Origin of the sequence: Paenibacillus sp. FJAT-26967 (assembly GCF_001541095.1) — a bacterium.
Classification (GTDB): domain Bacteria; phylum Bacillota; class Bacilli; order Paenibacillales; family NBRC-103111; genus Paenibacillus_F.
In genome coordinates this window covers 49825-61882 of record NZ_LMXH01000007.1, presented here as the reverse complement: position 1 = coordinate 61882, position 12058 = coordinate 49825, and the positions used below count along the sequence as shown (strand labels likewise).

Sequence of the window (12058 nt, the reverse complement as noted above, 5' to 3'; positions counted from 1 at the left end):
ATTGTCGTTTTGATATTATTATATTAATTATATGAGGAGTGTTTCCTATGAAAAAAATATGGACGCTAATCATCCTGCTGGCTGTCATCTTGATGTTAGCCTGGCTGACCTCGTCCACGGCGCTTGAAATTGCCGCCACCGCGACGGGTTTGCTCTGTGTGTGGCTGACCGCCAGGGAAAATATATGGGCCTGGCCGATTTCGATGATCAACGTGGCCCTCTTCTTCTATACATTCTGGGAAGTGAAGCTGTATGCGGATATGACGCTGCAAATCTTCTTCTTCATCCTCAGCATTTACGGCTGGATTGTCTGGCTGACACGCAGAGGGGCGGCAGGCGTAAGGCCGACACGAAGGCTGCGTCGATGGGGTATTCTCCCGCTTGCGCTGTTTCTCGTAGCAGCCTCGGGCGGCTGGGGATATGTGCTGGAGCGCTATACGGACGCGTCGATTCCATACGTGGATGCTTTTATTGCAACGCTGAGTATTGTTGCTCAGATTCTGCTGTCGGCTAAAATTCTGGAGAATTGGATCATCTGGATTGTGATCGATGTATTGTCTGTCGGGATGTACGCGTATAAAGGGCTGGATATGATCGCGCTGCTCTACTTGATCTATCTGGGAATTGCGATTTCGGGACTGGTAACTTGGAGAAGGAACTATAGGGCAGACCAGGCGAAGGCGGCGAAAGAGATGGAATCTGCGGCAGCACAGCCTGGAACAATGAACGGAGCCGTTGAAGGTTAAGAGGACCTAAGATTCCCACTATAAAAATTCATGAAAAGAGGTGCATATGCATTGGAAACTAATCCTCAAACTGAGCTAACAACGCCGATCAAGCAAAGCAAGCCAATCGAGTCAACCAAGCAAACCAAGCAAACCAAGCAAACCAAGCAAACCAAGCAAACTAAGCCGACAACCGGACTTACGCTGGGCAAATTCGCTCCCCTGCATAAAGGGCATCAGCTCATGATCGAGACGGCACTCCGTGAGAATGATGAGGTGATCGTCATCATTTACGACAGCCCGGAGGTCACGGATATTCCGCTACCGGTAAGGGCGGGCTGGATTCGGACATTGTATCCGGCCGTTCAGGTTATCGAGGCGTGGGGAGGACCGTCCGAGACCGGCTACACGCGGGAGATCGAGGCAAGCCACGAGGATTATATTATCCGGCTGCTGAACGGCCGGACGATCACGAACTTCTACAGTAGCGAGCGGTACGGTGAGCATATGAGCGTGGCGCTCGGAGCCGTGAACCGGCAGGTAGATCCGCAGCGCATCCGGGTGCCGGTTTCCGGTACCAGTGTGCGGCAGGACCCCTACGCCGAGCGCCGTTATGTGGACCCGGTTGTGTACCGGGACCTGATCGCCAGGGTCGTCTTACTCGGGGCCCCTTCCACCGGCAAGACCACCCTTACCGCGCATCTGGCGGCCCGGCATCATACCGTCTGGATGCCTGAATACGGACGGGAGTATTGGGCCGAGCACCAGATCGGACGCCGGGTAACGAAGGAGCAGCTGGTCGAGATTGCGGAAGGCCATGCAGCCAGGGAAGACGAGATGGCAGCGGACGCCCGCAGATTCCTGTTCGTCGATACCGATGCACGGACGACATTGCAGTTCTCGATGGACTACTACGGGGAGGCTCTGCCCCGGCTCCATGAACTCGCTGACGCTGCGGCATCCCGCTACGATCTCGTATTCGTGTGTGATACGGACATTCCGTATGACGACACATGGGATCGCTCGGGCGATGTGAAGCGGCAGCTGTTCCAGAAGCAGATACTGGCTGATCTGCACATGCGCCGTATCCCTTATATCCTGCTGCAGGGGACTCTGCAGCAGCGTACGGCCCGGGCCGATGCGGTACTGGCTAAACTGCACAAGTATCGCAGCCTATATGAGATGTTTACGCATGCGGAAATGTGAATCGGCACAGGAATTTCCTTCTGACGCCCGGTACCGCCAATTCGGCCTTGATGCGGCCTTGGTCCTCGAAATAAACGGCATAATGCTGGGGACTATCCGCCATGCGGATGTTGGTTCTTATAACGTCCTTCATAATTAACTGTGCAAATCATTCATAGACTTGCAAGATACAGCCTATCAATCCTCTCCATCCGCTGTGTTTCCAGTCGCTGAATCCACCCCCGAATGTATCACGAGACCACGGCGCCGGCGTAAACCGGCGCCATTTTTGCATGGACTCCGCTAAAACTATACAAATCTCTGATCAGAATATAGTAAAATATAGAAATGTAAAAGATTTATATTTATGGAATGGGCGGAGTTAACGGGTGTGGAGATTCGTAGTAACCGGACTTATTTTTTGCGTGTTTGTGCTTCTGTCAATAGGCGGGATTATTGAATATAAGCCAAGGGGGATACCGGCCCAATATAAAGATGGCGTGTTGGTTTTGCTCTATCATGATATTGTTCCTGATCAGAGCGCGGACCGCCGGAATCGCGGAACCGTTACGACATCCCAGTTTAGAGAGCATCTCCGGGCCTTGTCGGATTTGCATTACCAGGTGATCTCTATGAGCACGTTTACCGAATTTATTCTCCTGGGAAAAGAGATTCCTCCTAACTCCATTGTGATTACGTTTGACGATGGGTATGAATCATTTTATACGCAAGCTTACCCGCTGTTACAAGACTTCAAAATGACGGCAACCAATTTCATAATAGGGCAGTCTTCAGATTTCTATCAGCCAAAGGCTATTCCCCATTTGAGCTGGAATCAGATGAGAGAGATGAAACGGGCAGGGATGGAATTCTATAGTCATACCTACCGGCTTCACAATCAGGTGCCGGTGGACCGGCAGCTTAATTGCGAGCCGGCTTTAACCCATGCGATGTATCTTGAGACGTTGGGCCGGCTGGAGACAGAGGAAGAATATGCGGTTCGCATCCGCAGTGACTTGTCTCTGATGGAACGAAGGTTTGCAGAGGAGCTGGGCAATCATGCCAAGCTGCTGGCTTTTCCTTACGGAGCTTATACAGACCGGGTCAAAAAGATTGCGGAGGGTATCGGTTTCCAGTTATTTTTTACAATCAAGGAAGGTCCGAACAGGCAAGGAAACAACGAAATCTACCGTGTGAATGCAGGGGAGCCTGAGATTACGGCTGGCGATTTGCTGGCCAGGCTGGAAGCGCTCCGTTACTAAACAAGCTCAACGATCCGAATCGGCAGAGAGCTTAAATAGGCGGTGGTAACGGGAACGAGCCCAGGCAGCCAAGCTGGCTTTATTCTTCCGCACGAGGATGAGCGTCGTCAGCACAATTGCTCCGCCCGCCACGGCCCACACGGAATATTGGGCAATCAGATGCAGCAGTTGCTCGATTTTATTGCCGAAGATATAGCCGACCATCACATACAGGATGACCCAGATCAGACCGCTTACAGAGTTGTAGAGGAAGAAAGTGCGGCTGCGGACTTTTAGAATGCCCGAAATATATCCGGTAAAATGCCGCAGACCTGGGACGAAATAGCTGACGAGAATGAGCTTATCGCTGTATTTGGCGAACCAGGTGGTCAAGGTGTCGATCCGCTGAGGTTTGAGTAGAATGTACTTTCCGTATTTATCAAAAAAAGGCCTGCCGAGCTTACGGCCCATCACATAAGTGACGATCGTGCCGATGATAGCTCCCAGGTAAGAAACAAGCATAATCCACAGCAGGTGAAACGTCCCTCCCGCCGCCATATGACCGGAAATCGCCATGGCCAATTCTCCCGGGAAGGGGATGGCCAGGGACTCTGCGAATAACCCCAGAAACAAAACTCCATATCCGTATTGTTCGAATAGCTCACTGATCCATTCCATTGTAGACTCCTTCAAGACTTCGACATTTGTTTGTGCTTTATCAGTATAACTAGTTGAGAAGCTGTTCATAATAGCCCCGGGTTTAGTTGTGATCTGGACCTTAGTCTTGGTAACGCCTGTCCGTAAGGCCGTCTGCACACGTGGTACAAGCACGGGAGAAGCACAAAAATCCCCCTCATACAGTCACCGCCATCCGATGATGACGTGTTGTATGAGGGGGATTTTCAGCTTGCAGTTTACAGTTTATCCGCGTATTTCACGAAATCGTCCAGCATCAGGTTAGCTGACTTAATACCGCCTGATGTATTCCATATGATCTCGTCGATTTGGAACGCTTTGTTGTTCTTGGCAACATTCAGATTCGTGTAGAGAGGATCTTTCATCCACTCCTGCTGGGATTTCGTACCGCCCTTGCTGTCATCGTAATCAGAGTTGAAGTAGAACATAATATCGCCATCCATATCGGCCATGCGTTCTTTGGTAATAACCTCCATGAAGGCATTCTTATCCTGGGCAGCCGGACGGGCGAATCCCAGATCCTGCAGAATGATGCCGGCGAATGTATCCTTCTGATAGATCCGGACCGCATTCGGAAGGAAGCGGACAATGGATACTTTGGCGGATGTTTTGTCTCCGAATTTGCCCTTCACGTCAGCAACGTGTTTGTTGTAGCTGTCCATCGCTTTGTCGCCTTCCGCTTTCTTGTTAAGAGCCTCGGCGTACAAAGCAAAATTCTTCTTCCACTTGCCGCTCAGATCTTCAGCAAATACCGTAGGAGCGATTTTGGTCAGCTGGTCATAAATTTTCTCGTGTCTGACTTTATTGCCGATGATCAGATCCGGCTTCAAGGAGACGATCAGCTCCAGGTTCGGCTGAACTTCTTCGCCTAACTCAGTTACCCCTTGCATCGCTTCTTTGATGTGGGGGTACCATGTGTTGCCGACGCCTGATTTAACGGCTCCGACTGGCTTAACACCGAGTTCAAGCAGAGCTTCGGTGCCCTCGTTTGTAAGAATGACGACGCGCTGCGGCGTGCCTTTGATTTCTGTTTTGCCCATAGCGTGCGTAATCTCACGGACGGTGTCAGCAGCTGGTGCAGGAGTGCCGGTGCTTCCTGGTGTTCCGGAAGCTGACGGAGTAGTGCCGGTGCTGCTGCAGCCAGCGGTTACGACAGCAATCATCGTAAGAACGAGCAGGCAAATCGTGAATAGAGACCGTTTCGGACGGTTCATGTGATTCATACGGGTGGTTCCCTCCTAAAAAGTATGTAAATGCATGCGGATAGATGATGATGATAATCATTATCAATTGTTTATTAAAAAGGTTTTTCCAGGTCCTGTCAACCCTTTTTTTGGAATAGGGGTTCGGCTTAAAAATTTTTAAGAATCCAAGCCGTGTAAATTGACTGAAAGTGCAGGTAGAATCGTTCGTTTGTGCCGGAAAACCGCTAGGCAGGATGGGCGTAATTTATTTAGGGGCAAAGGGTTCATCGTCCGCCTATAGTAGTAAAAAAATCGTTCCGGGATAAAATCCGGCATTCGATGAAGGAAAACGTTGTTTATTTTCTGTGTGTATTGTGGAAATGGAGCTGCCTAGGCCTATGGTCGCAAATTATCAAAATAAAGAAAAATTATCCATTTACCTCTTGTGTTGATAATGATAATCATTTACAATTGGCAACAAGTAATTGATAAGAATTCTCAATTAACAGACTTCACCTGAGAAGGGGAGAATTAAAGCTATGATTTTGGGCAATGCGCATTACCTGAACAGCCAGCAAAAGCGTGAGTCCAACGCGCGTTCTTATCCGAGGAGACTCCCTATGGCTCTTTGCGAGGCCAAAGGAATGAGGGTCAAGGATGCGGACGGCAAAACGTACTATGACTGTCTGGCAGGCGCCGGTACGCTTGCGTTAGGACACAACCATCCGGTGCTTGTGGAAGCCATCGAGCAGGTGCTTGCGAGCGGACTTCCTCTGCACACGCTTGATTTGACTACCCCGGTAAAAGAACAGTTCGTGGATGAACTGTTTGCCATACTGCCCGCGGATTTATCCAAGCGGGCCAAGATTCAGTTCTGCGGGCCATCCGGCGCAGATGCCGTGGAAGCGGCGGTTAAGCTCGTGAAGACAGCGACCGGCCGGGGGCCGATTCTCTCTTTTCACGGCGGTTACCATGGCATGACACACGGTGCGCTAAGCTTAACGGGCAGCCGCGGCCCCAAAGAAAACGTCAGCGGACTTATGCCTGGCGTACACTTTCTGCCATATCCGTACCCGTACCGCTGTTCTTTCGGCGTAGGCGGGGATGAAGGGAATCGGCTGGGAAGCCGTTACATAGAGAATATGCTGGATGATCCCGAAAGCGGGATTGTAAGTCCGGCAGGTATGATCATGGAGATTGTACAGGGAGAAGGAGGCGTAATTCCCGCCCCGGATGAATGGGTGCGTGAAATGCGGCGCGTGACCCGGGAGCGTTTGGTCCCTTTGCTTATAGACGAAGTACAAACCGGTATCGGCCGGACAGGGAAATGGTTTGCTTTTGAACACTCAGGCATTACGCCGGATGTGCTGATCCTCTCCAAAGCGATTGGAGGAAGTCTGCCGCTTGCTGTCGTCGTATACGATGAATCGCTGGATATTTGGGAGCCGGGAGCCCATGCGGGAACTTTCCGTGGCAACCAGCTTGCTATGGCAGCCGGGACGGCTACCTTGAAGTTCATTCGCGAAGCGCGGCTGACCGAGCACGCCGCGGTGGCGGGAGAGCGGCTTATGAACGCGCTCCTTGAGATTCAGCAGCAGGCGGACTGCATCGGAGAAGTGCGGGGCAGAGGACTCATGGTCGGCGTCGAAATCGTCGACTCAGACCGGGCAGCCGACCGGATTGGCAGCTATCCCGCCTATCCGCAGCTGGCCCGCTGCATCCAGCAGGAGTGCCTGGATCGCGGTCTTATTCTTGAGCTGGGCGGACGCCATGGCAGCGTGGTACGGTTCCTGCCTCCGCTTATCATTACGGAGGAGCAGATCGACGACATCGCCTGGATCTTCGGCGAGTCTGTAATGGCCGCACAGCGCGCGGTCCGCGGCATGCGGGAGGTAGAAGCATGATGGCCGCGGATGCTGGGCGTGCGCAGAATGCCAGGAATGCCAACAGTGAAGAGTCGTCGGCAGAGGGTGCAAGTGCTGCATGTGTTGCGAGTGCCGGAAGTGCCGCTGAAGCTGAGAACAGAGTGAATAGGAAAGGTGCAGTAAGCGATATAAATGCTGTGAGCAGTGCAGAGCAGACAAAGGTTGCAGAACCCATAAATGCAGAAGGCTCTGTAAGCCATGGCAATCAAGCCGACGCTGTAAACGGTGAAGACCCGGTTTCAACGGGTGATTCTTCCGCCGAAAATTCAACTATGCCTATAGGAATAGAAGGTTCAAGAACGGAGGCGTTTCGTTCACTTTTTCTGAACGAAACGGCTGAGAGTCAGCGGAGCTATCGCGACATGATGACCACAGCGGTCGAGGTAATCATCCGCGATTTTGCATCCTCGCCGCAGCCATACAGCGGTCTCAGTCCGGAGCAGCTTGCGGGCTTAGTAGATAAATTAACTATCTGTCCGGAGAACGGTTCGGACATGTTCGATGTGCTCGGCAGTGTGGGAGAAACCATCCTCCGCAACAGCGCCGTAGTTACCCACCCCACTTGTGCGGCACATCTGCACTGCCCGCCTCTGGCATCCTCGCTGGCAGCGGAAGCGTTGATCTCCGCGACGAATCAGTCGATGGATTCGTGGGATCAGAGCATGGCCGGGACTCTGCTGGAGCAGCGGATGATCCGGTGGCTGTGCGGCTTGGCAGGTTATGCAAGTCAGGCTGAGGGAAGGGATTGCGCGGCGTCAGCTTCTGCCGAAAGCCTTGCGCACAGCGCAGCCGGTTCTGCTCTAAGCAGGCAGGAAAGAACAAGCGCTCAGGGCAGTCCCAACAAGCGGGAACGGCAAGGCTCAAGCCCTTCAACGGAGCCGCTCCCGCATGAGAAAACTTCCGGCATCCGGCAGCTTGATAGTCTAAGTGCAGCCAAGCCGGACGGAGTGTTCACCAGCGGAGGCACCCAGTCCAATTACATGGGACTGCTGCTGGCCCGCGACCGCTTCTGCATGAACCGCTGGCATTGGAATGTCCGGGAGCTCGGGCTCCATCCGGCTGCTTCGAGAATGCGTGTGCTGTGCTCAGAAGCCGCACATTTCACCGTGAAGCAGTCGGCGGCTCAGCTGGGCCTAGGCGAACAGGCCGTGGTAAGCATACCGGTGGACAGTCAGCACCGGATGCGCCTTGACCTGCTGGAGCAGCAGCTGACGCAGCTCCGGGATGCCGGCCTGCTGCCGTTCGCGCTGGTGGCGACAGCGGGCACTACGGATTTCGGCAGCATAGACCCGCTGCCTGAGCTGGCTGCGGTTGCCCGCAGGCATGACCTCTGGCTCCACACCGATGCCGCGTACGGCGGTGCACTGCTGCTGAGCGATAAGCACGCGGGTCTGCTGGCTGGTCTTGACCTGGCGGATTCGATTGCCGTTGATTTTCACAAAATGTTCTATCAGCCGATCTCATGCGGAGCATTCCTGCTCCGGGATCGGCATGATTTCCGGTTTATGAGACAGCTGGCGGATTATCTTAATCCGGCAGAGGACGAAGAGGACGGCGTGCCGAATCTGGTGACCAAATCCGTCCAGACAACGCGCCGCTTCGATGCGCTCAAATTGTATATTTCTATGCAGCATATAGGACGGCTGGCTTTTGGCGAGATGATCGATTATACGCTGGAGCTGGCAAGAGGTACGGCTGCTCTTATCCGGCAGGAGCCTGCTTTTGAAATGATGAATGAGCCGGTTATGAACGCAATTGTCTTCCGCTACGTTCCTGCCTCTTGCCCGGCTGGGCGGAGTCCCGAAGAATGGTCGGATGAACTTAACGTCCGCATTCGCTCCACACTGTTGTCAGAGGGAACGGCGGTGCTTGCGCGCACGAAAGCAAACGGGCGATTGTGGCTCAAGTTCACTCTGCTGAATCCGGGCACGGAGCTGAGGCATACGAAGCAAATTTTGCAGAGGGCACAGGAGATTGGGAGGGCCGTTGAAGCGGTAGGCTGAGAAGCCCGACAGGAAACGGACTGCGACTGACTTCGGTCCATCAAGCCGCGTGCCGGCGAATTACTGCAGGTGCGAAGATCACGACCGGATTCATAGGCAGATCATGATATTAATCTAAGCTCAAACAGGAGGAACCGTTACATGAGTGCAAGGGAAATCGCCGCCAAAGCGGCCATGCAGAGCTTTCTCAATTGTTATCTGCGGGAAACGGGCAGTGGAGATTGGGCTTCGGCAGATGAAATCGGACTTGGAACGGCAGACAAGGAAACCGCCGTCTATACGAAAGTGGATTTGCCTCTTCAAGGGGTGGTTATTGCAGCCGGAGTCCGGTATAAGTCACCCACGGGCCGGCATGTATACGCCTTTCCCGTGTATTACCGGACGGGGGCCGGGCAGAAGTGGGTGGAGGCGGATTATGTGACGCTGGCTGCCATCCTCGTGAAAGAGCTCTCGCTTCAACCGCGGGCTGCGGAGACGTTAGAGGAGACAGCGTCGGATGCATTCCAGCAGGCAGCCTCAGAAGCAATCTCAGAAGCAGCATCCGCCTTGGATGTGGCATCAGAAGCAGCCTCAGAGGCAACTTCAGAAGGCACCTCAGAAGCATCCTCAGAAGTAGCATCAGAAGCAGCATCGGCAGCGGAGGCGCCCCCCGTGGTTGTGACGGCCGCAGCGCGCCATTCCACAGTGGATGAGCTTATTCTACGGCTGATCCAGAGCACCCGCAACATCGAAACCTTCGTCTCTAGCCGCCGGGACGATACGGAGTCTTTGTACGGTTTCGATACGGATTTTATCGAAGCGGAGCAGTCGCTGTTGTTCGGTCATCTGATTCATCCCACTCCCAAGAGCCGCCAGGGCATACCCGAGGAAGAGCAGGCCCTGTACTCGCCGGAGCTGAAGGGTGAATTTCAGCTTCATTACTTCCGCGCTCACCGCTCCATCGTCCGTGAAGATTCGGCATTGTCCGAATCAGCCTCGGAGCTGGTCAAAGCGGGTCTGCGCGATGATCCGTCGGTGCCATTGGCTTTTAAGGAAGAATTCTGCGGAAGCGTCCGTAAGCAAGCAGCCGTCGGTTACCCGGACGAAGTAAACCGGCCGGCTAACGAAGCAGACCCGGATTCTGCAAATGATGCGGACAGCCCTGCTGCTGACGACTACTCGCTGATCCCGGTTCATCCGCTTCAGGCCCGGTGGCTTCTCACCCGGCCGGAGGTGCAGCGATACATGGAAGCGGGATTGCTGCAGGATATGGGACAGCTTGGACAGCCTTACGCAGCTACTTCTTCGCTGAGAACGGTATATCATCCGGAATCCCGCTTTATGTTCAAATTCTCCGTGCAGGTGAAGGTGACGAATTCCCTGCGCGTGAATCTGTTCAAGGAGCTGGAACGGGGCGTTGAGGTTCAGCGCCTGCTTCTGACGGATCTCGGGCGCGTGAGGGACCTATTCCCCGGATTCGATATTACTTGCGATCCGGCCTACCTCACACTTCGACTCGGACAAGAGGAAGAATCCGGCTTTGAAGTGGTCCTGCGCGATAACTCGTTCCGCCAAACCGCGACATCAAGCGAAGCGCAGAATGCGACGCTTGTAGCGGGTCTGGTACAGGACGCGCTGCCGGGCCAGCAGACCCGGATAGCGCGGATCATCCGGGAGCTGTCTGCCCGTGAAGGAAGAAGTACGGAAGAGGTAAGCACGGACTGGTTCCGGCGTTATCTGGATATTTCGCTCCGTCCGATGGTGTGGCTCTATTTGACTTATGGCGTGGCACTGGAAGCGCACCAGCAGAACAGCGTGGTGCAGCTCAAGGAAGGATACCCGGAGCGGTTCCGTTATCGTGATAATCAGGGATATTATTTCTGCCGGTCGACCCGGCCTCTGCTGGACAATCTTCTGCCGGGAATCGGTGAGAAAAGCCAGACGGTCTGCGAAGATGCGGTTGCAGACGAGCGCTTCCGGTACTACCTCATTTACAATCACATGTTTGGTCTGATTAACGGGTTCGGTGCCGCGGGACTGATTGATGAAGGAGTTCTGCTGGCAGAACTGCGCGCGGCATTGGAGGCTTTCTTGCCTCAAGACAGGGAACCTTCCGTATTCTTGAGAAGTCTGCTGACCTCAGAGAAACTGCCCTGCAAAGCCAATCTTCTGACCCGGTTGTATGACATGGATGAGCTTGTGGGAGCGATGGATACCCAGTCCATTTACTGCCTCGTAGATAATCCGCTTGCAAAGGAGGCTGGCTGCGATGACGGCAAGCAGGTATTCGCTGAGCTCGGACAACGGTAGCGGGGAGCAAGCTGCTGCTGGTTCTAACGGATCTGCAGCCGAAGAGGGGGCCTGCGCCTTCCAGCTCTTTCATCCCGGCTTGAACAAGACGATTTCGTTCCGTCCGGTTTCACTGGAGCAGGATGTTGAGCTTCTGCACAACTGGCAGCAGCAAGCCCATGTTATTCCTTACTGGAATTTGAATGTAAGCCGGGATCAGTACCACGCCCATTTGCGGAGTTTCCTTGCCGATACGCACCAGACGCTCTATCTGGGGCTGCTGGACGGGATTCCCGTGAGCTACTTCGAAGCTTACTGGACGCGCAGCGATGTGATTGGCCGGCACTATGAGGCTCATCCGGCGGATCAAGGCGTTCATTTGCTGATCGGCCCGCCTGAATACACGGGTAAAGGCTACGCCCTCCCGCTTCTCCAAGCGATGGTTGCCTTCCTGTTTCGTCATGCGGATACGCTGAAAATTATTGCGGAGCCTGATATCCGGAACGGCAAAATGATTCATATTTTCGAGAAATGCGGTTTTGTATTCCAAAAAGAAGTTACGCTTCCCGATAAAAAAGGCGCGCTGATGTTCCTGAAGCGGGAGATTTTCAGCGCAAAATGGAAGCAGCAGTGGGGACAGCTCCCTGATATCAAGGTGTTCACACCTTGGTTCGGAGAAGATGGCGGGTATGAACGCTGGGGCAATTGACAGCGGGGTTGTGTCATCCAGTGCTTCATCCGGACTCGTTTGTTCTCTACACAAAGAGGCCTGGACCCTGTCCGCAGCGGACTGGACAGCCAATGAAATCATTCTCATATGAGAGAAAGACG

Annotated in this window: 9 protein-coding genes; 7 read left to right on the top strand and 2 right to left on the bottom strand. The window is 53.6% G+C overall.

Features of this window, described 5'->3' with window-relative positions; genetic code table 11:
- The first annotated feature begins 47 nt into the window (after window positions 1-47).
- The 3 genes from pnuC to AR333_RS20770 all read left to right on the top strand — a co-directional run bounded on the left by pnuC (window position 48) and on the right by AR333_RS20770 (window position 3172).
- Window positions 48-746, top strand: coding sequence for a nicotinamide riboside transporter PnuC (gene pnuC, locus AR333_RS20780; RefSeq protein WP_068777287.1), 699 nt, complete (start codon window positions 48-50; stop codon window positions 744-746).
- 183 nt (window positions 747-929) lie between these two features.
- Window positions 930-1931: an AAA family ATPase gene (locus tag AR333_RS20775; RefSeq protein ID WP_301336134.1), complete on the top strand. Its 1002-nt coding sequence runs from the start codon at window positions 930-932 to the stop codon at window positions 1929-1931.
- Between the two features lie 368 nt (window positions 1932-2299).
- A complete protein-coding gene (locus AR333_RS20770) occupies window positions 2300-3172 on the top strand; it encodes a polysaccharide deacetylase family protein (protein ID WP_068777286.1) in 873 nt (290 codons plus the stop codon).
- A 6-nt stretch (window positions 3173-3178) separates the two neighbouring features.
- On the opposite strand, the gene AR333_RS20765 is transcribed toward AR333_RS20770, so the two are convergent.
- Together AR333_RS20765 and AR333_RS20760 are read right to left on the bottom strand one after the other, a co-directional pair.
- Window positions 3179-3829 (bottom strand): DedA family protein, encoded by a 651-nt coding sequence (locus AR333_RS20765; RefSeq protein WP_068777285.1) that lies wholly within the window; start codon window positions 3827-3829, stop codon window positions 3179-3181.
- A 236-nt stretch (window positions 3830-4065) separates the two neighbouring features.
- Window positions 4066-5061, bottom strand: a complete 996-nt coding sequence (locus AR333_RS20760; RefSeq protein WP_068777383.1) for an ABC transporter substrate-binding protein — start codon at window positions 5059-5061, stop codon at window positions 4066-4068.
- A gap of 509 nt (window positions 5062-5570) precedes the next feature.
- Between AR333_RS20760 and AR333_RS20755 the strand changes: the two genes are divergently transcribed.
- The 4 genes from AR333_RS20755 to AR333_RS20740 all read left to right on the top strand — a co-directional run bounded on the left by AR333_RS20755 (window position 5571) and on the right by AR333_RS20740 (window position 11936).
- A complete protein-coding gene (locus AR333_RS20755) occupies window positions 5571-6935 on the top strand; it encodes an aspartate aminotransferase family protein (protein ID WP_068777284.1) in 1365 nt (454 codons plus the stop codon).
- Window positions 6932-8959, top strand: a complete 2028-nt coding sequence (locus tag AR333_RS25665; protein ID WP_068777283.1) for an aspartate aminotransferase family protein — start codon at window positions 6932-6934, stop codon at window positions 8957-8959. Before AR333_RS20755 ends, AR333_RS25665 begins: the two co-directional genes overlap by 4 nt.
- Window positions 8960-9100: 141 nt before the next feature.
- Window positions 9101-11248 (top strand): IucA/IucC family siderophore biosynthesis protein, encoded by a 2148-nt coding sequence (locus AR333_RS20745; protein ID WP_367584880.1) that lies wholly within the window; start codon window positions 9101-9103, stop codon window positions 11246-11248.
- Window positions 11208-11936, top strand: coding sequence for a GNAT family N-acetyltransferase (locus tag AR333_RS20740; RefSeq protein ID WP_084783898.1), 729 nt, complete (start codon window positions 11208-11210; stop codon window positions 11934-11936). Before AR333_RS20745 ends, AR333_RS20740 begins: the two co-directional genes overlap by 41 nt.
- The last annotated feature ends 122 nt before the right edge of the window (window positions 11937-12058 follow it).

Excerpts from the sequence above, each read along its gene's own strand:
- pnuC (WP_068777287.1), top strand. The coding sequence starts at position 48 with ATGAAAAAAATATGGACGCTAATCATCCTGCTGGCTGTCATCTTGATG.
- AR333_RS20765 (WP_068777285.1), bottom strand. The coding sequence starts at position 3,829 with ATGGAATGGATCAGTGAGCTATTCGAACAATACGGATATGGAGTTTTG.
- AR333_RS20760 (WP_068777383.1), bottom strand. The coding sequence starts at position 5,061 with ATGAACCGTCCGAAACGGTCTCTATTCACGATTTGCCTGCTCGTTCTT.
- AR333_RS20755 (WP_068777284.1), top strand. The coding sequence starts at position 5,571 with ATGATTTTGGGCAATGCGCATTACCTGAACAGCCAGCAAAAGCGTGAG.
- AR333_RS25665 (WP_068777283.1), top strand. The coding sequence starts at position 6,932 with ATGATGGCCGCGGATGCTGGGCGTGCGCAGAATGCCAGGAATGCCAAC.
- AR333_RS20745 (WP_367584880.1), top strand. The coding sequence starts at position 9,101 with ATGAGTGCAAGGGAAATCGCCGCCAAAGCGGCCATGCAGAGCTTTCTC.
- AR333_RS20740 (WP_084783898.1), top strand. The coding sequence starts at position 11,208 with ATGACGGCAAGCAGGTATTCGCTGAGCTCGGACAACGGTAGCGGGGAG.